The organism is Saccharopolyspora erythraea NRRL 2338, assembly GCF_000062885.1.
GTDB lineage: Bacteria > Actinomycetota > Actinomycetes > Mycobacteriales > Pseudonocardiaceae > Saccharopolyspora_D > Saccharopolyspora_D erythraea.
This window is the reverse complement of record NC_009142.1, coordinates 4,170,339-4,187,971: the sequence shown is the minus strand read 5'-3', so window position 1 is coordinate 4,187,971 and position 17,633 is coordinate 4,170,339. Positions and strand designations below refer to the sequence as shown.

Annotated in this window: 17 protein-coding genes; 11 read left to right on the top strand and 6 right to left on the bottom strand. The window is 72.1% G+C overall.

Going from position 1 to position 17,633, the window contains the following annotated elements; translation table 11 throughout:
- The first annotated feature begins 7 nt into the window (after positions 1-7).
- From egtA to SACE_RS18525, 5 genes are all read left to right on the top strand, one after another.
- A complete protein-coding gene (egtA, locus tag SACE_RS18545) occupies positions 8-1,246 on the top strand; it encodes an ergothioneine biosynthesis glutamate--cysteine ligase EgtA (protein ID WP_011874163.1) in 1,239 nt (412 codons plus the stop codon).
- Positions 1,247-1,290: 44 nt separating this feature from the next.
- Positions 1,291-2,613, top strand: coding sequence for an ergothioneine biosynthesis protein EgtB (gene egtB, locus SACE_RS18540; protein WP_009948298.1), 1,323 nt, complete (start codon positions 1,291-1,293; stop codon positions 2,611-2,613).
- 10 nt (positions 2,614-2,623) lie between these two features.
- Entirely contained in the window at positions 2,624-3,382 is a 759-nt protein-coding gene (gene egtC, locus SACE_RS18535; RefSeq protein ID WP_009948299.1) for an ergothioneine biosynthesis protein EgtC, read from the top strand.
- 102 nt (positions 3,383-3,484) lie between these two features.
- Entirely contained in the window at positions 3,485-4,456 is a 972-nt protein-coding gene (gene egtD, locus SACE_RS18530; RefSeq protein WP_009948300.1) for an L-histidine N(alpha)-methyltransferase, read from the top strand.
- A 64-nt stretch (positions 4,457-4,520) separates the two neighbouring features.
- Complete coding sequence (locus tag SACE_RS18525) at positions 4,521-4,997, top strand: nitroreductase family deazaflavin-dependent oxidoreductase (protein ID WP_009948302.1); 477 nt, start codon at positions 4,521-4,523, stop codon at positions 4,995-4,997.
- A 3-nt stretch (positions 4,998-5,000) separates the two neighbouring features.
- On the opposite strand, the gene SACE_RS18520 is transcribed toward SACE_RS18525, so the two are convergent.
- The 4 genes from SACE_RS18520 to SACE_RS18505 form a co-directional block, all read right to left on the bottom strand.
- A complete protein-coding gene (locus SACE_RS18520; protein WP_009948303.1) occupies positions 5,001-5,870 on the bottom strand; it encodes a prenyltransferase/squalene oxidase repeat-containing protein in 870 nt (289 codons plus the stop codon).
- A gap of 48 nt (positions 5,871-5,918) precedes the next feature.
- Complete coding sequence (locus SACE_RS18515) at positions 5,919-6,635, bottom strand: SAM-dependent methyltransferase (RefSeq protein WP_009948305.1); 717 nt, start codon at positions 6,633-6,635, stop codon at positions 5,919-5,921.
- Positions 6,636-6,679: 44 nt separating this feature from the next.
- Entirely contained in the window at positions 6,680-6,928 is a 249-nt protein-coding gene (locus SACE_RS18510) for a hypothetical protein (RefSeq protein ID WP_009948306.1), read from the bottom strand.
- 354 nt (positions 6,929-7,282) lie between these two features.
- Positions 7,283-7,999: a sulfite exporter TauE/SafE family protein gene (locus SACE_RS18505; protein ID WP_009948307.1), complete on the bottom strand. Its 717-nt coding sequence runs from the start codon at positions 7,997-7,999 to the stop codon at positions 7,283-7,285.
- A gap of 164 nt (positions 8,000-8,163) precedes the next feature.
- Here SACE_RS18505 and SACE_RS18500 point away from each other — a divergent pair, with 164 nt between their 5' ends.
- Together SACE_RS18500 and SACE_RS18495 are read left to right on the top strand one after the other, a co-directional pair.
- On the top strand, positions 8,164-9,159 hold the full coding sequence (locus SACE_RS18500; RefSeq protein ID WP_009948308.1) for a LacI family DNA-binding transcriptional regulator: 996 nt from the start codon (positions 8,164-8,166) through the stop codon (positions 9,157-9,159).
- A gap of 230 nt (positions 9,160-9,389) precedes the next feature.
- On the top strand, positions 9,390-10,616 hold the full coding sequence (locus SACE_RS18495) for an MFS transporter (RefSeq protein ID WP_009948309.1): 1,227 nt from the start codon (positions 9,390-9,392) through the stop codon (positions 10,614-10,616).
- Between the two features lie 136 nt (positions 10,617-10,752).
- Here the strand turns inward: SACE_RS18495 and SACE_RS18490 are convergent, their stop codons facing one another.
- Positions 10,753-11,217, bottom strand: coding sequence for an NUDIX hydrolase (locus tag SACE_RS18490; protein ID WP_009948310.1), 465 nt, complete (start codon positions 11,215-11,217; stop codon positions 10,753-10,755).
- Positions 11,218-11,305: 88 nt separating this feature from the next.
- On the opposite strand from SACE_RS18490, the gene SACE_RS18485 reads away from it, so the two are divergent.
- From SACE_RS18485 to SACE_RS37720, 3 genes are all read left to right on the top strand, one after another.
- On the top strand, positions 11,306-12,325 hold the full coding sequence (locus tag SACE_RS18485) for a DNA polymerase IV (RefSeq protein ID WP_009948311.1): 1,020 nt from the start codon (positions 11,306-11,308) through the stop codon (positions 12,323-12,325).
- Positions 12,326-12,397: 72 nt separating this feature from the next.
- Entirely contained in the window at positions 12,398-12,841 is a 444-nt protein-coding gene (locus tag SACE_RS18480) for an NUDIX hydrolase (protein WP_009948313.1), read from the top strand.
- 117 nt (positions 12,842-12,958) lie between these two features.
- A complete protein-coding gene (locus tag SACE_RS37720) occupies positions 12,959-13,297 on the top strand; it encodes a cytochrome c oxidase assembly protein (RefSeq protein WP_157355951.1) in 339 nt (112 codons plus the stop codon).
- An 85-nt stretch (positions 13,298-13,382) separates the two neighbouring features.
- Here SACE_RS37720 and acnA read toward each other — a convergent pair whose 3' ends face one another.
- Positions 13,383-16,208, bottom strand: a complete 2,826-nt coding sequence (acnA, locus tag SACE_RS18470) for an aconitate hydratase AcnA (RefSeq protein WP_009948316.1) — start codon at positions 16,206-16,208, stop codon at positions 13,383-13,385.
- 301 nt (positions 16,209-16,509) lie between these two features.
- On the opposite strand from acnA, the gene SACE_RS18465 reads away from it, so the two are divergent.
- Complete coding sequence (locus SACE_RS18465; RefSeq protein WP_009948317.1) at positions 16,510-17,451, top strand: EamA family transporter; 942 nt, start codon at positions 16,510-16,512, stop codon at positions 17,449-17,451.
- The last annotated feature ends 182 nt before the right edge of the window (positions 17,452-17,633 follow it).

Below are 17,633 nucleotides of genomic sequence, written 5' to 3'. Positions count from 1 at the left end.
GGTGATCATGGTGACCCTGTCGATCGACCCCAGTGCCGCCGATTTCCCCACATCCCGCCTCCGCACCCGCGCGGAGGCGGAGGCCTACGTGGCGACGGTGTGCTTCAAGACCGGACCTCCCAGGCTGCACGGCATCGAGCTCGAATGGACCGTGCACCACGACGACGACCCCAGCAGACCGCTAGACCCCGAGGTGCTGATCTCCGCACTCGGCCCGCACGCCCCTCCCTCCCTGGTTCCCGGCAGCCCGCACCGGCCGCTGCCGAACGGGTCCTCGCTCACCGTCGAACCCGGTGGCCAGGTCGAGGTCTCCAGTCTTCCCTCACCCTCCGTGCGTTCCCTGTTCGACGTGGTCGCCGCCGACGCCGACCACCTCCGGCGGCTGCTGCGGCCCAGCGGCCTGTCCCTGGGGGAGCAGGGCACGGACCCGTGGCGGCACCCCCGGCGGGTGCTCCAGGTCCCCCGCTATGCGGCGATGGAAAGCGCGTTCGACCGCATCGGCATCGACGGCAGGCTGATGATGTGCAGCACGGCCGGGGTGCAGGTGTGCCTCGACGCGGGTGAGCCGCACCGGATCGCCCCGCGCTGGGCCGCGCTGCACGCGCTGGGCCCGGTGATGCTCGCGACCTTCGCCAACTCCCCGAAGCTCTTCGGCCACGACACCGGCTGGCTGTCGACCAGGACCCGCGCGGTGCTGCGGACCGACCCGCCGCGCACCAGACCGGGCCCGGTGAGCCCCGACCCGGCGACGGGCTGGGCCCGGCGGATGCTCGACACCGCGCTGGTGTGCCTGCGCCGCGACGGCGTGGACTGGACGGTGCCCGGCGGCATCAGCTTCGCCGAGTGGATCAGCGGCGCCCTGGCCGGGCCGCCGACCATGGACGATCTCGACTACCACATGAGCACGGTGTTCCCCCCGGTGCGCGCGCGCGGCTACCTGGAGGTGCGCTACCTGGACGCGCAGCCGGGCGACGACTGGATGCTGCCCGCGGCCGCGCTGATCGCCCTGTTCGAAGCGGAGTCCACGGTCGACGAGGTGCTGCGCCTGACGGCCCGGACACCGGGCCGCTGGATGCACGCGGCCCGGCACGGCCTGGCCGACCCGGTGCTGGCGAGCACCGCCGAGGCGGTCTTCGGGCTGGCCCTGCGCCGGATGGACCACGTCGACTGCCCGCCGGACCTGCCCGGGCGGCTCTCGGCCCACGTGGCGCGGCGGGTCGCGGGCAACCGCGACCGCAGGCTTTGATGCTGGAGGTATGACCAGTGCAGACCAGGAAGAGCCCCGCCGAGATGGGCGTGGAGCAGTTGCGGGCGCACGTGGCCGACGAGCTGGCCCGCACCAGGCGGCGCAGCGCGGTGCTGACCGACTCGGTGGATGACGAGGACCTGATCAAGCAGCACTCACCGCTGATGTCGCCGCTGGTGTGGGACCTGGCGCACGTGGGCAGCCAGGAGGAGCTGTGGCTGGTGCGCGACGTCGGCGGCGCGCCCGCCATCCGGCCGGACATCGACGATCTCTACGACGCTTTCAAACACTGCCGCAAGGACCGGCCGGAGCTGCCGCTGCTCGGGCCGGCCGAGGCCCGGAAGTACGTCGGCACGGTGCGGGACAAGGTCTTCGACCTGCTCGACCGGGTGCGGCTGGAGGGCAGGCAGCTGGTGGACCGGGCGTTCGCCTTCGGCATGATCGTGCAGCACGAGCAGCAGCACGACGAGACCATGCTGGCCACCCACCAGCTGCGCACCGGCGCGCCGGTGCTGACCGCCGACCCACCGCCGGTCGCCGCTGACGCCGGGTCGCTGCCACCTGAGGTGCTGGTGCCCGGCGGACCGTTCGTGATGGGCACCTCGACCGAGCCGTGGGCGCTGGACAACGAGCGGCCCGCGCACGAGGTCGAGGTCGACGCCTTCTTCATCGACACCACTCCGGTGTCCAACGGCGAGTTCCTGCGCTTCATCGACGACGGCGGCTACGACCGCGCCGAGCTCTGGTCGCCGGAGGGCTGGGCCTACCGCTGCCGCGCCGAGCTGCGCGCACCGCGGTTCTGGGAGCGCGACGGCGACGGCGACCGGTGGCTGCGCCGCAGGTTCGGCCACGTGGAGCCGGTACCCGCGCGCGAACCCGTCGTGCACGTCAGCTTCCACGAGGCGCAGGCGTACGCGACCTGGGCGGGCAAGCGGCTGCCGACCGAGCAGGAGTGGGAGAAGGCCGCCCGCTTCGACCCGCGCAGCGGGCGGTCGCTCCGCTACCCGTGGGGTGACCAAGACCCGTCGCCCGAGCACGCCAACCTCGGGCAGCGCCACCTGCAACCGGCCGACCTGGGCGCCTACCCGGCGGGTGCGGCACCGTGCGGGGCGCGGCAGCTGATCGGCGACGTGTGGGAGTGGACGGCGACGGACTTCCTGCCGTACCCGGGGTTCTCGGCGTTCCCGTACCGGGAGTACTCGGAGGTCTTCTTCGGGCCGGACTACAAGGTCCTGCGCGGCGGCTCGTTCGGCACCGACGCGGCGGCATGCCGGGGCACGTTCCGCAACTGGGACTACCCGATCCGGCGGCAGATCTTCGCCGGCTTCCGCTGCGCGCGGACGCCGCGCGCAGGCGAAACCCGGTGAGGCGGTCAGCATGTGCCGCCACGTCGGATACCTGGGCCCGCCCGTCCCGCTGGACGAGCTGCTGCTGACCCCGGAGCACTCGCTGCTGGAGCAGAGCTGGGCACCGCGGGACATGCGTTCGGGAGGGACGGTCAACGTCGACGGCTTCGGCGTGGGCTGGTACCGGGACAGCACCCCTGAACCGGCCCGCTACCGCACCGAGCGGCCACTGTGGACCGACACCTCGTTCACCGAGCTCGCGGGCGGGGTCCGCAGCTCGGCGGTGCTGGCCGCGGTGCGCTCGGCCACCGTCGGCATGCCCGTGGTGGAGACCGCGTGCGCGCCGTTCAGCGGTGACCGCTGGCTGTTCAGCCACAACGGGCGGGTCGACGGATGGCCGGACGCGCTGGCCAAGCCGGCCGCCGAGCTCGACGTCGTCGACCTGATGACGCTGGACGCCCCCACCGACTCGGCCGTGCTGTGGGCGCTGCTGCGGCAACGCCTGCGCCGCGGGCAGGACCCGGTGGAGGCCGTCGCGCGGCTGATGGGCGAAGTCCTCGCAGAGTCCCCTGGCTCGCGGATGAACCTGCTGCTCACCGACGGCGCCGCGCTGATCGCCACCACCTGGTGGCATTCGCTGTGGGTGCGGGAGGCCGGGGAGTCGGTCACGCTGTCCTCCGAGCCGTTCGGCCCGCAGCAGGACTGGACGGAGGTTCCGGACCGCAGCCTGGTCGTCGCCGACACCACCGGTGCCCGCGTGATTCCGTTGTCCGAGCTCGACGTCAGCTGAGCACCGCGGCGGGCAACCACCCCCGCCGCTTCGACGACATCCCGCCCGCGGGGGAGACGCGGGTGCGCCACGGACGGCACCCGTCCAGATTGGAGTTCCGCGATGAGCGAGCCCGAACTGATCGTCCACTTCACCGAGGCCGATGCCGCCCGCCAGCTGAGGGAAGACGCCCGCGCCGGGCTCACCGACAGCCCGAAGTGGTTGTCCCCGAAGTGGTTCTACGACGCCGCGGGCAGCGAGCTGTTCGAGCGGATCACCGAGCTGCCGGAGTACTACCAGACCAGGGCCGAGCACGAGATCCTGCGCCGCCACGCGGTGGAGATCGCCGAGCTGACCGGTGCCGCGACCCTGGTCGAGCTCGGTTCGGGGTCCTCGGAGAAGACCCGGCTGCTGCTAGAGGCGCTGCGCAAGACCGAGACGCTGCGCGAGTTCGTCCCGCTGGACGTCTCCGAGTCCGCGCTGCGCGCGGCGACGACCGCGATCGCCGTCGACCACCCGGAGCTGACTGTGCGCGGCGTGGTCGGCGACTTCACCACCGAGCTCGCCGCGTTGCGCGCGGGCACCGGCCGGATGGTCGCGTTCCTGGGCGGCACCATAGGAAACCTGCTGCCCTCGGAACGGGCGGAGTTCCTCGCCGCGGTGCGCGCGGCGCTGCGGCCGGGCGAGTGGCTGCTGCTCGGCACGGACCTGGTCAAGGACCGGCAACGCGTCGTCCGCGCCTACGACGACGCGCGGGGCGTCACCGCCGAGTTCAACCGCAACGTGCTGCGGGTGCTCAACCGGGAGCTGCGGGCCGACTTCGTCCCGGAGGACTTCACCCACGTCGCGCTCTGGAACACCGAGCAGGAGTGGATCGAGATGCGGCTGCGGGCCACCCGCGCGATGCGGGTCCGGGTCGCCGAGCTGGACCTGGACGTGGACTTCGCCGAAGGCGAGGACCTGCGCACCGAGGTATCGGCGAAGTTCCGCCGGGAGCGGGTCCGCGACGAGCTGGAGGTCGCGGGCTTCGGCCTGCACCGCTGGTGGACCGACGACGCGGGCGACTTCGGCCTGTCGCTGGCGGTGGCGAGATGACCTGGTCCGGCCGGCTCGGCCGGTGATCTTCTCAGCGGCCGCCTCCGCTGGGAGGATCGGCGGTGTGAACCCGTTGAGCAAGCTCGCGAAGTCCCTGGGCAAGCGGCAGTGGTTCGCCGACATGGGCAAGAAGCTGGTGCCCGCCGACCTCGCGGTGCAGAAGCGCACCGGCGGCCGGATCAGCCTGCTGCGCGCTGCCGGACTGCCGTACCTGGTGCTGACCGCCACCGGGCGCAGGAGCGGACAGCCGAGGTCGGTGCCGCTGCTCTACGCCCCGCATGGCGACGAGTTCGTCGTCGTCGGGTCGAACTGGGGGCAGCGGCACCACCCGGCGTGGTCGGCGAACCTGCTGGCCGACCCGGAGGCGACGGTGCAGGCGCGGGGCCGCGAGATCCGGGTCCGCGCGCGGCTGGTGACCGGTGACGAGCGGGAGCGCCTGTGGCGCGGCGTCATCACCGACACCTGGCCCGCCTACGACGAGTACGCCAGGCGGGCCGGTGACCGCGACATCCGGGTCTTCGTGCTCTCCCGCACCGAATGAGCTCTACAGCCGTCCGTTGACGCGCAGCAGCCGCAGGGCGTCGACGGTGACGCTGCCGCGCCACTCCGCCTCGGCGACCGGGGACCAGGCGAGGAAGTCGAAGTTCCAGCCGCCGTCGTCCTGCTGCGCGGCGGCGAGCCGGTCGAGGTGCGCCGCGACCACCGCGTCGCCGAACAGTTCGCGGGCGATGGAGTCCGGCCGGGGCGCGTAGTCCAGCGGTCCGTGCACCTCGCCCGAGGCGTCGGGATCCAGCTCGACCAGCCCGCCGTCCAGCAGCAGCGCCCCGACGGTCCGGAACGCCTTGTTCGCGCGCTCCACGTCGGGGACGTGCTGGAGGAACGCGAGCATGCCGAACATCTCGTAGGCGTTGACCCCGGGGCCGGCGTTCTCCACGCGGGACCACATCACGTCGGTTGCCCGGTCGAGCCACGGGTGCGTCGTCGCGCGCGAGTGCAGCACGCCCGCGATCTGGCCGGTGGACACCGGTGAGGCCGGCAGCCCCGGTTCGGGCACCCACCAGGGGGCGTGCGGCCAGCCCTCGACGCCGGGGTCGACGAAGGTGGCACCGCCTTCGCCGGGCGCGTTGCGTTCCAGCCAACCGCAGGCGCCCGCCACCAGCTCGGCGTCCCACGCGCCGGCTTCGTCGAGCGTCCGCAGGGCCATCGCGATCGCGGCGGGCTGGGTGTGCGGGCAGCGGCCGTCCGGTTCGAGGGCGTGTCCGAATCCGCCGTCGGAGTTGCGGTACGCGGCGACGGCGTCCCGGACGGCTCGGGCAGGCCCGTCCCGGAACAGGCGCTCGAACCGCCTCCGGTCCAGGACCCGGGTCTGGGCGCCGATGAACTTCTCCGCCGCGTCGATGTCAGGTTCGCGCATGCGCCCATTCGACCGCCTCGTCGCCGGCGGCGTATTGAACGAATCGGCCTACCGGTTCGGGCCGCCGACGACGCCGACCAGGATCGACCAGCCCAGCAGCCCCCGAGTCCGGGTGAGGTAGGCGGACTGGTTGGCGCGGGCCTGGGCCAGGATCTCCTGCCGCTGCGCGTGGTCGGGGTTGTCCCGGGCCCACCGGTGGGCGTTGGCCCAGCGCCCGGACTCGTAGCGGTCCCAGTCGTCGACGCTCGCCGAGACCAGCCCGGTGACGTCCACGCCGTGCTCCTCGGCGATGTGGACCAGCTCGACCAGGCTCGGCACCTCCTCGTCGGGCTCGCCGTCGTCGAGGTGCACCTCGCCGATCGCGATGCGCCCGCCGTCCCGGACGGCCCCGCACATCCACCCCAGCGCCGGCCGGTAGCCGTCCAGCGCGAAGCTGGCGCCGATGCAGGTGACGACGTCGTAGGCGCCGGCCTCGGGCTCGAACTCCGCGGCGGGACCGACGACGGTGCGCACGGCGGCACCCGCCTGCTCCGCCCGCTGGACGGCGGCGGCCGCGAAGTCCTCGTTGATCTCCAGCCCTGTCACGTCGGCACCCCGGGCGGCGAGCTCGACGTTCCACCAGCCGCGGCCGGAGCCGACGTCGAGGACCCGGTCCCCGGGCGAGACCTCGAGGTAGTCGGCCACCAGCCGCAGCTTCTCCTCGCTGGTCGGGTTCTGGACGTCGTGGGTGCTCTCCACGACCGAGTAGTAGTTCACGTCTGCCACGGGACAGCACCGTATCCCCGGCGCGGTGGCCGCCCGCCCACCGGTCAGTCCGCGGACGTGCTCTCGGTGTCCAGCTCGGGCGTCATCGAGGTGAACCCGGACAGGCACCGGAAGCACGGCATGCCCGCCGGCTGGTGGGCGACCTCGGCGAGGTGGGCGGGGATCTCCAGGCCGCAGTAGGTGGGCCATGCGGCAGGCCGCACGCCGTCCGGGGGCATGACCGACAGGTGCGCGTGGCGACGTGACTCTCCCACGACACCCGCGGCGTAGCGGACCGACACCGTGCGGCTCATCGCGCCACCTCGCCGACGCGACGAGAGCCGCGCGGGCACCGCCGCTGCGGTGCCGGCGACGGGAGTGCTGTGCGCCCGGCGGCGGGCGCGGGCGTGCTCGGTGAGGACGTGATCTCTGCTCCTGGGCGGTGCGCTCCCGGAAGTGCCCCCGGGGGCCGATCGCGATGGGCCGTTCGGACGCGGCCGGTGAACCGGACCATTGTCTCCACCTCCGACGGCGGGACGCGACCACCAACACGGGATGACGCGAGAATCAGTCGGATTAGACCCGTTCGGCCTAGCGTGCTCGGTTGTTGCGCCGGTCCCGCACACCCCGTCCGGAGCAGTCCCCCGTGGAACCGGTCGCGAGGTTCGTCAGAGCGAACGCAGGATCAGCAGCACCGCGCTCCCACCGGCGAGCGCCAGCACGCACGGGCGCATCCACCCGGCGTCCAGGTGGCGGCGCAGCGGCCCGGAGAGCGCGAAGCCCGCGGCCATGAAGGGGAGCAGCAGCAGGCTGCCGAAGATCTGCGGACCACCGATCTGGCCGGCGAGTCCGAGCGCCACCAGTGACAGGACGCTGCCGAAGACGATGTAGGCCGACAGCGTCGACCGGATGCGGGGCCCGGCCTCGTGCTGGTAGAGCAGTGCGACCGGAGGCGCACCGATCGACGAGGCGGTCCCCATCGCACCGCCCGCGAAACCGGCGGCCATCAGCGCGGCGGGCGTGGGTTTCGGACGCCACGACACGACCGACAGCACCAGGCACACCAGCACCAGCGCGCCGATGGCCACCGAGAACTGCCGCACCGGGAGCGCTGCGACGGCGTAGACGCCCAGGACGGTGCCCGGCAGCCGCCCGGCCACGGCGAACGACGTGCCGCGCCAGTCGACGTGGCCGAACTCGCGCCGCGTCGCCATCAGCGCCAGGACCAGCGAGGCGACCAGCAGCGGCACCGGCACCAACGCCCGGTCGACCAGTGCCAGCAGCGGCGCGGCGAGCAGGTTCATCCCCAGCCCGGCGCCGCCCTGCACCACGGCACCGACGAGGACGACCAGTCCGGCCAGGCCGAACATCACCACCGTGGACACCGACGTCCTTCCTCACCTGGGGCGGGACCGGTCGCGCCCCCGCGGCGACAGGGGGGAGGTGCCGCCGGTGCGCGACCGGTGGATCAAGGCTACACCCGCTGTTTCGCGCCGCTAAGGGTCGCGTCCGGCGTCCCACCGCCGGGACGACCGGCGACAATGACCGCATGGAACAGGCGCCCCGGAGGCCCACGATCAAGGACGTGGCGCGCTCCGCCGGAGTTTCGTACCAGACCGTCTCGCGCGCGATGAACGACAAGGCCGACATCGACCCGCGGACCAAGCGGCGGGTGCTGGCGGCCGCCGACGCGCTCGGGTACCGGCCCAGCCGGTTCGCCCGCGGTCTGGTCAACCCGGGTTCCACCACCCTCGGCCTGGTGGTGCCCGACGTGGGCAACCCATTCTTCCCCGAGGTCATCGCCGGCGTGATCGGCGCGGCTTCGCGGCGGGGCTGGCACGTCGTCGTGGTCAGCGGCGAGGGCAGGCCGGAGCAGGGCGCGCGGCTGCTGAGCTCGCTCACCGCGCAGGTGGACGCGGTGGTGGGGTACCTGGACCGCACCGACACCGACGAGTGGACCGCGCGGGTCCCGCTCGTGCTGCTGGACCAGGAGCACCCGGTCGCCGGTTCGGGGGCGGTCTCGGTGGACGTCGACGCGGGCGTGCGCGCGGGTGTCGGGCACCTGCTCGACTCCGGTCACGAGGTCATCGGGATGATCGACTGCGACGCGGGCTGCGACCGCAGCCAACGCCGGCGGACGTTCCTCGACGTGCTGCGCGAGCGCGGTACGGGCGACGCGGAAACCTACGTCGAACGCGGCGAGCAGTCGGCCGACGGAGGCGCCGCCGCCGCTCGGCGGCTCCTCGCCAGGCATCCCGAGATCACCGCGGTGTTCGCGTTCAACGACCTGGTGGCGGTGGGAGCGTTGCGGGCGTTGCGCACCAGCGGGCTGCGCGTGCCGCAGGACTGCGCGGTGCTCGGCTTCGACGGCCTGGCGCTGGGGGAGTGGGTCGAACCCAGGCTCACCACGGTGCGCATCGACAAGCACCGCCTCGGAGAGCTGGCGATGCAGGAGGTCGGGAGGCTGTTGGAAGAGCCGTCGGCGAAGACCTCGGAGCCGGCCCCCGTGCTCAGGCCGGAACTCGTGATCCGCGAGTCGGCCTGAGGCGGTCGCGGGGAGGTTCCAGATCCAAGTCACCGCGTCGGCGCTGTCCTCGCCGGAAAGCTTCTGAGACCCCGCGGCGGAGCGAGCCGGCGCCCGCACCGCAAGCGACTGCCGCCGCGTGCGAACAGCCTTGGTCCTTCGGAGGACGCCCGCTGTGCCGTTGACAGCTCAGCGGACTGCGGGCAATGCTGTGAACGTTCACGTGAACGTTCACGGGAGGACCGCGCCCCATGCCGACCGAAGTTGCCGCCGAGCGGCGGTTGTTCACACCCGGCGGCGTGGTCGCGGCGTGCGCGGGGTTCGCCCTGATCGGCGCGTTGCAGGCGCTCTACGGCCCGGCCATCCCCGCGCTGCGCGCCGATTACGGGCTCGGGCCTGCCGCGGCGGGCCTGGCGCTCAGCGCGCACTTCGTCGGCGGCCTGTTGGGAGTGCTGCTGTTCCACCGCGCGTTCGGCAAGCACGGCAACCGGCTCCTGCTCGCAGCGTCGTACGCGGCGATGGCGGTGGGGATCCTCGGCTTCGTGCTGTCGCCGTCCTGGCCGCTGGCGCTGGTCGGCGCACTGGTGGCCGGGCTCGGCTACGGCGGCGTCGACTACGGCCTCAACCACCTGTTCGCGCTCGGTTTCCAGCGGCGCGGCACGGCGATGCTCAACGTCCTCAACGGTTTCTTCGGCGTGGGCTCGGTGCTGGGACCCGCGGTGCTGTCCGTCGCCGGTGCCGAGAACTACGCGCCGGTGTTCGCCGGGTTCGCCGTCCTGGCGGCGGTGCTGGTCTTCGCGCTGGGAGGTGTCGGTGACCGCTGGCAGCCGGAATTCCACGTCGAGCCGGCGGCACCGCGTTCCGGCGCGCTGCGCCGCAGCCTGGTGATGGTGGTCGCCTTCGTCGTGCTCTACGTGCTCAACGTGGGGGTCGAGGCCGGCGTGGGCGGCTGGGAGCCGACGCACCTGGAGTTCGCGGGCTACAGCGCGGAGTCGGCCGCGCTGGCCACGGCGGTGTTCTGGCTGATGATGACGGTGAGCCGATTCCTGGTCGTCCCGCTGACGCTGCGCCTGACGGAGGCGACGATCATCGCGGGCTGCTGCGCCGGGATGGCGCTGTGCCTCGGGCTCGCGGTCGTACCCGCGCTGAGCCCGTGGGCCTACGCGGGGGTGGGCCTGTTCATCGGGCCCGTGTTCCCGACCGGCCTCCCGTGGCTCTACCGCAGCACACCGGGAGCCGCGGGAGCCGGCGCCCACGTAGTCGCGGCCTCGATGGTCGGCGGGGTGCTCTTCCCGCCGCTGCTGGGAGAGCTCATCGAGCTGTGGACGCCGGTCTCCGCGCCGATCGCCCTCTTCGGCGTCAACGGGCTCTGCCTGGCCGTGCTCTGGTGGATCTGGCGGCGGACCGCGGACCTGCGGCGCCCACGGCCCGGTGCCCAATTGGACGACAGAGCGAAGCGCACCCGCGGCCAGGGCTGAGTGCGGTCCTCGAACAGCCGCAGCTGCGTGGTCGGGAGATGCCGGCCGGGTACGAGCTCCGCGCGCGGGAGGGCTGCTTTGTCGTGACGGCGAACGGGCTCGGCGGCCCAGCCCGCGGATTCGCTGACGATGCCAGTCAGCGCGTCAGGTGGCTGCTGAGCCGGTCCAGGAACTCGGCCTGTGCCGGGACCAGCTTGCGGCGCGCGGTCTCGGGGGCGAACCACTCCGCGCGGTCGACCTCGGGGAAGAGCTGAGTCCTGCCGGATCGGGGCGGCCACTGCATCTCGAACTCGTTGCTGGTCAGCCGCGAGACGTCGAAGTCGCCCTCGGCAGCCCAGGCGATCACGACCTTGCCGGACTTCTGCCTGACGGTGCCGAGCTCGACGAGGTCCTCATCGGACAGCGCCAGTCCGGTCTCCTCCTGCACCTCGCGGATGGCGGCGGCTCGCGGGTCGTCGCCCTCCTCGTACTCGCCCTTGGGGATCGACCAGGCGCCCTCGTCCTTGTTCTTCCAGAACGGCCCGCCCGGGTGCACGAGCAGAACCTCGAGCTCCTCGCCCCGGACCCGGTACAGCAGTACCCCCGCGCTGCGCCTGCCCACGGCTACCTCCCCGTCTCGCCGACGGCCCGAGGATAGGTCGCGCGATCGCCGGAGTGCCGCGCAGGGCGGGATCGGGGACCCTGGGCGGGTGGAGCGGATCGTGCTGCACGTGGACCTCGACCAGTTCATCGTGGCGGTCGAGCTGCTTCGGCGCCCCGAGCTGCGCGGGCGTCCGGTGCTGGTCGGCGGCGTCGGCGATCCCACGCGCCGCGGGGTGGTGGCGGGCGCGTCCTACGAGGCGCGCGAGCACGGCGTCCGCTCCGGCACGCCACTGCGCACGGCCGCCGCGCGATGCCCGGACGCGGTCTTCCTGCCGCTCGACCGCGACGCCTACCTCGCGGTGTCGGCCGAGTTCATCGACGTGCTCCGCTCCGGGGGCGGGATCGTCGAGGAGGCGGGCTGGGACGAGGCGTTCATGCTGCTGGACACCGATGACGCGTGGCAGAGCGCGCTGCTGGTGCAGGCCGCGGTGCGGGAGCGGACGGGCCTGGCGTGCTCGGTCGGCATCGGGGACAACAAGCTGCGCGCCAAGCTCGCCTCCGGTTTCGCCAAGCCGGCCGGGGTTTTCCGGCTCGACACCCGCAACTGGTGGGAGGTCGTGGGCGAACGCCCGCCAGAGGCGCTGTGGGGAATCGGCAGGAAAACCGCGACGTACCTGTCCGAGTTCGGCATCTCGACCGTGCGCGAACTGGCCGGCGCCGATCCCGCCGCGCTGGCCGCGCGGTTCGGCCCCAACACCGGTCCGTGGCTGGTCGCGCTCGCCCGCGGCTACGACCCCACACCGGTGACCGACGAGCCGTACCAGGCGCGTTCTCACGGCAGGGAGGAGACCTTCGAGCGCAACCTCGTCGACCCCGACGAGGTGCGTGCGAACATCGCCAGGCTCGCCCACCGGGTCGCGGCCGACCTCGCCGCCGGTGACGAGGTCGCGCGCCGTGTGGTGGTCAAGGTGCGCCACGCCCCGTTCAGCACGCACACCCACGGCCGGGGCCTGGAATCCCCGACGCGGGAGCCCGAGGCCATCGAGGCGGCGGCGCTGCTCGCGCTGTCGGCGTTCGACCTGGACCGCCCGATCCGGCTGCTCGGGGTCCGCGCCGAGATCCGGTGACCGCCCGCACCGGTGAGTGCGCCCGATGCTCCCGATACATTCGGCGGTGAGCCGATCGAGGAGTGTGTTCGCATGGATCTGCCCGACTTGCCGGATGTTCACGAGCTGGCCCGGCAGGACACGGAGGACGGTGTGCAGCAGCAGATCGTCGGCGCGATCGTCGACCACGGAGGTGAGATCCTGCTGCTGCGGCGCCTGCCCGCCGACTTCCGGGGCGGGGCGTGGGAGTTCCCGTCGGGCAAGGTCGAGCCGGGCGAGGACCTGATGACCGCGCTGCACCGCGAGGTCGCGGAGGAGACCGCGCTGACCATCGCGCGGGTCACCGGCTACCTCGGCTCCTTCGACTACACCTCGCGCGCCGGCAGGCACAACCGCCAGCACACCTGGTCGGTCACCGTCGACGGCGCCGACGACGTGCGCCTGACCGAGCACGACGCCTACACCTGGGTGCGCGCCGACCAGGAGCACCCGGTCAGCGACGACCTGAAGAAGCTGATCAGCGCCCACTTCGGCTGACCGCCGTCCACTTCGGCGCTGGTACCGCGCCTTTTCACGCCTGCCACCACTCCACCGCGCACATGGCCGGGCATGCCTGCTGGGAATGCCTCGCGCCGCTGCTGCTTGCGTGCCGCGATGCACGACCGGCCGTGGCTGCACGCGGCGGTGCACCTGCAAGTCCTGCCGCGGCGTGCCTGTTCACCTACGCCGTGCTCGGCGGGACCCGACCCCGCCCCGCACCGGGCGCCGCCCGCGGTGCGGGCAGGGGTGCTGGTCGGCACGCTCGCCGTCCACGACGTGCTGGCCAAGCTCATCCACGCCGATCCGTCGGAGGGTGTTGCAGAGGCGCAAGCCCGCGTTGCCGACGAGCTCGTGTACTACGGGAGCGCATCGGTGGAGCTGGCGCTGATCGTGCTGGTGTGCCTGTCGTGGCCCGCGCTCCGAGCGCGCGTACCCGGCCCGGCCGCGCGCTGAAAACGGCCCGCGACACAAGAACGGGGCCCGCGCGCTTGTGGCGCGCGGGCCCCGTCCGCGGTTCCCCGCCGGATCCGGCGGGAGATCAGGAGCGGATCATCTTGCGCAGCACGTACTGCAGGATGCCGCCGTTGCGGTAGTAGTCGGCCTCACCGGGGGTGTCGATGCGCACCTTGGCGTCGAACTCCACAGTGGAACCGTCGGCCTTGCGGGCGGTGACCTTCACCGTCTCCGGGGTCTCACCGTCGTTGAGCTTGGTGATCCCGGAGAAGTCGTAGGTCTCGGTGCCGTCCAGCCCCAGCGACTTCGCCGAGGAGCCCTCGGGGAACTGCAGCGGGATGACGCCCATGCCGATGAGGTTCGAGCGGTGGATGCGCTCGAAGGACTCGGCGATGACGGCGCGCACGCCCAGCAGCCGGGTGCCCTTGGCCGCCCAGTCGCGCGAGGAGCCGGAGCCGTACTCCTTGCCGCCCAGCACCACCAGCGGGGTGCCCTGCGCGGCGTAGTTCTGCGCGGCGTCGTAGATGAACGACTGCGGGCCGCCCTCCTGGGTGAAGTCGCGGGTGTATCCGCCCTGCACGTCGTCCAGCAGCAGGTTGCGCAGCCGGATGTTGGCGAAGGTGCCCCGGATCATCACCTCGTGGTTGCCGCGGCGGGAACCGTAGGAGTTGAAGTCCTTGCGCTCGATGCCGTGCTCGCTGAGGTACTTGCCCGCGGGCGAGTCCGGCTTGATCGCACCGGCCGGGGAGATGTGGTCGGTGGTGACCGAGTCGCCCAGCAGCGCCAGCACCCGCGCACCGGTGATCTCCTCGACCGGAGCCGGCTCCATGCCCATGCCCTCGAAGTACGGGGGCTTGCGCACGTAGGTGGAGTCCGCGTCCCAGTCGAAGGTCTCGCCCTCGGGGGTGGGCAGCGAACGCCAGCGCTCGTCGCCCTTGAACACGTCGGAGTAGTCCTTGGTGAACATCTCCTGCGTGATGGCCGAGTCGATGGTCTGCTGGACCTCCTGCGGCGACGGCCAGATGTCGCGCAGGAACACCGGGTTGCCCTCGGTGTCGTCGCCCAGCGGGTCGTTGGAGAAGTCGAAGTCCATCGTGCCCGCGAGGGCGTAGGCGATGACCAGCGGCGGCGAGGCCAGGTAGTTCATCTTGACGTCGGGGTTGATCCGGCCCTCGAAGTTCCGGTTGCCCGACAGCACCGAGGTCACCGACAGGTCGTTCTCCTGCACCGCGGCCGAGATCTCCTCCGGCAGCGGACCGGAGTTGCCGATGCAGGTGGTGCAGCCGTAGCCGACGAGGTGGAAGCCCAGCTTCTCGAGGTACGGCCAGAGACCGGCCTTCTCGTAGTAGTCGGTGACGACCTGCGAACCCGGGGCCATCGAGGTCTTCACCCACGGCTTGCGGGTCAGGCCCTTGTCGACGGCGTTGCGGGCCAGCAGCGCCGCACCCAGCATCACCGACGGGTTGGAGGTGTTGGTGCAGGAGGTGATCGAGGCGATCACCACGGCGCCGTGGTCGAGCTCGAACTCGCCGTACTCCTCGGACTTCACCAGGATCGGGTTCGACGGACGGCCGTTCGACCCGTTGGCCGCCGAGTGCACGACCGGCTTGTCGCCCTCGCCGTGGTGGGTGACCGAAGGGGCGTCGCTGGCCGGGAACGACTCCTTGCCCGCCTCGTCCAGCGCGGCGTCGTCGGCGGTGCCGGTGACCTGGACGTAGTCGGTCAGCGACTTGCGGAACGACGGCTTCGCGGCCGAGACCTCGATGCGGTCCTGCGGGCGCTTCGGGCCCGCGATGGACGGGACCACGGTGGACAGGTCCAGTTCCAGGTACTCGGAGTAGTCCGGCTCGACGCTCGGGTCGTGCCAGAGGCCCTGCTCCTTGGCGTAGGCCTCGACGAGGTCGACCTGGGCCTGGTCGCGGCCGGTCAGCTTGAGGTAGCGGATCGTCTCGTCGTCGATCGGGAAGATCGCGCAGGTCGAGCCGAACTCCGGGCTCATGTTGCCGATCGTGGCGCGGTTGGCCAGCGGCACCGAGGCCACGCCCGAGCCGTAGAACTCGACGAACTTGCCGACCACGCCGTGCTTGCGCAGCATCTCGGTGATGGTGAGCACGACGTCGGTGGCGGTGGCGCCCGCCGGGATCTCACCGGTGAGCTTGAAGCCGACCACCCGCGGGATCAGCATCGACACCGGCTGGCCCAGCATCGCGGCCTCGGCCTCGATGCCGCCGACGCCCCAGCCCAGCACGCCCAGGCCGTTGACCATGGTGGTGTGCGAGTCGGTGCCCACGCAGCTGTCGGGGTAGGCCTGGCCGTTGCGGGCCATCACGGTGCGGGCCAGGTGCTCGATGTTGACCTGGTGCACGATGCCGGTGCCGGGCGGGACGACCTTGAACTCGTCGAAGGCGCCCTGGCCCCAGCGCAGGAACTGGTAGCGCTCCTTGTTGCGGCCGTACTCGAACTCGACGTTGCGCTCGAAGGCGTCGGGCTTGCCGAACACGTCGATGATCACCGAGTGGTCGATGACCAGCTCGGCGGGGGCCAGCGGGTTGACCTTGGAGGTGTCGCCGCCGAGGTCCGCGACCGCCTCGCGCATGGTGGCCAGGTCGACCACGCAGGGGACTCCGGTGAAGTCCTGCATGATGACCCGCGCGGGGGTGAACTGGATCTCGGTCGAAGGCTCGGCCTTGGCGTCCCAGCCGGCCAGGGCGCGCACGTGCTCGGCGGTGATGTTGGCACCGTCCTCGGTGCGCAACAGGTTCTCCAGCAGGATCTTGAGGCTGTAGGGCAGGCGCTGCGCGCCGTCGACCGCGTTCAGCCGGAACACCTCGTAGGAGGCGTCACCGACCTTCAGCGTGCCGCGGGCGCCGAAGCTGTCCTTGCTCGCAGGTGCAGTCACGTTCAACTCCATCTCGCGACGGGCGCAAGTTCGGGAACGACAGCGAGTCTCGCGCACGTCGGCCGAGCATGCGCGTGGACCCGGTGTCTCAGCACTAACAGTACGCTTGTCCTGTATTTGTCCTCAAGGCAGGGGGGACAAAGTTGGATCACATCTTCCGCACCAGGCAAGATGTGCCGAATTTCCGGGAGATGAGGCGCCGAAGCGGATCGCTTCGTGCAAGGTGTCGATCTTTGCCCTGACCCGGCAGGCGCTCGGCGGCGCTCGGGGAAGCCGGAAACCGGCTCGGAATTGGTCAGGCCAACATGCTTCCATGTCGACCGTGCGCAGCCTCCTCCAGCATCCCCGCTCCGGTGCCCTCGCCGTCGCGGTCGCCTCCGCCTTCTGCTTCGGCGGCTCCGGTCCGTTCGCCAAGCCGCTGATCAACGCCGGCATCCCGCCGCTGCAGGTCGCCTGGCTGCGGCTGGCCGGTGGTGCGCTGCTGATGCTGCCGTTCGCGCTCCGGCACGCCGCGGTGGTCCGCCGCGAGCCGAAGCTGCTGCTCGGCTACGGCGTCTTCGCCGTCGCGGGCGTCCAGGCCTGCTACTTCGCCGCCATCGCGCGCATCCCGGTCAGCGTGGCGCTGCTGATCGAGTTCCTGGGGCCGGTGCTGGTGCTGGGCTGGATCAGGTTCGTCCGGCGGCGGCCGGTGAGCCGGTCGGCCGCGGTCGGCGTGGTCATCGCGCTGGCCGGGCTGGCGTGCGTGGTCGAGGTCTGGTCCGGCCTGACCTTCGACCCGCTCGGCCTGCTGCTGGGGCTGGCCGCGGCGGCCTGCCAGGCCGCCTACTTCGTGCTCTCCGACAGCAGTGCCGAGGCCGACCCGCGGGCGCTGACCTCCTACGGCCTGCTCGTCGGCGCGGTGGTGGTGGCCGTCATCGCGCGGCCGTGGGAGATCGAGTGGTCGCGGCTGGCCGGCCAGGTCCAGCTCGCCGGGTACGCGGTGCCGGCGCTGGTCTGCGTCGCATGGGTGGTGCTGGTGGGGACCGTGCTCGCCTACCTGACCGGCATCGTCGCGGTGCGGCGTCTGTCGGCGCCGGTGGCGGGTGCGGTGGCGTTCCTGGAGCCTGTGGTGGCCACCGTGCTCGCGTGGTCGCTGCTGGCCGAACACCTCGGTCCGGTGCAGCTGGTGGGCGGTGCGCTGATCCTCGCCGGCGCGTTCATCGCCCAGCGCACCGCACCGGACAAGCCGGGGGAGCGGGAGCTGCTGGGCGTGTGAGGGCCGCTCAGGCGGCCACGCGGCGGAACGCGGACTTGGCCAGGCTGATGACCAGGGTCTCGATCAGCGCGATGGCCACACCGGTCAGAACGGTCGTCAGGAAGTTCATGGTGCTCGTTCTCTTCGCTCGGGAACCAACCTTGCACCGTCGACGGTGAACGGACGAGGTGAGCCGACGGTGG

What these genes read in the sequence shown, in the direction of transcription:
- egtA (WP_011874163.1), top strand. Translation starts at nt 8, where the DNA reads ATGGTGACCCTGTCGATCGACCCCAGTGCCGCCGATTTCCCCACATCC.
- egtB (WP_009948298.1), top strand. Translation starts at nt 1,291, where the DNA reads ATGGGCGTGGAGCAGTTGCGGGCGCACGTGGCCGACGAGCTGGCCCGC.
- egtC (WP_009948299.1), top strand. Translation starts at nt 2,624, where the DNA reads ATGTGCCGCCACGTCGGATACCTGGGCCCGCCCGTCCCGCTGGACGAG.
- egtD (WP_009948300.1), top strand. Translation starts at nt 3,485, where the DNA reads ATGAGCGAGCCCGAACTGATCGTCCACTTCACCGAGGCCGATGCCGCC.
- SACE_RS18520 (WP_009948303.1), bottom strand. Translation starts at nt 5,870, where the DNA reads ATGCGCGAACCTGACATCGACGCGGCGGAGAAGTTCATCGGCGCCCAG.
- SACE_RS18510 (WP_009948306.1), bottom strand. Translation starts at nt 6,928, where the DNA reads ATGAGCCGCACGGTGTCGGTCCGCTACGCCGCGGGTGTCGTGGGAGAG.
- SACE_RS18500 (WP_009948308.1), top strand. Translation starts at nt 8,164, where the DNA reads ATGGAACAGGCGCCCCGGAGGCCCACGATCAAGGACGTGGCGCGCTCC.
- SACE_RS18495 (WP_009948309.1), top strand. Translation starts at nt 9,390, where the DNA reads ATGCCGACCGAAGTTGCCGCCGAGCGGCGGTTGTTCACACCCGGCGGC.
- SACE_RS18480 (WP_009948313.1), top strand. Translation starts at nt 12,398, where the DNA reads ATGGATCTGCCCGACTTGCCGGATGTTCACGAGCTGGCCCGGCAGGAC.
- SACE_RS37720 (WP_157355951.1), top strand. Translation starts at nt 12,959, where the DNA reads ATGCACGACCGGCCGTGGCTGCACGCGGCGGTGCACCTGCAAGTCCTG.
- acnA (WP_009948316.1), bottom strand. Translation starts at nt 16,208, where the DNA reads ATGGAGTTGAACGTGACTGCACCTGCGAGCAAGGACAGCTTCGGCGCC.
- SACE_RS18465 (WP_009948317.1), top strand. Translation starts at nt 16,510, where the DNA reads ATGTCGACCGTGCGCAGCCTCCTCCAGCATCCCCGCTCCGGTGCCCTC.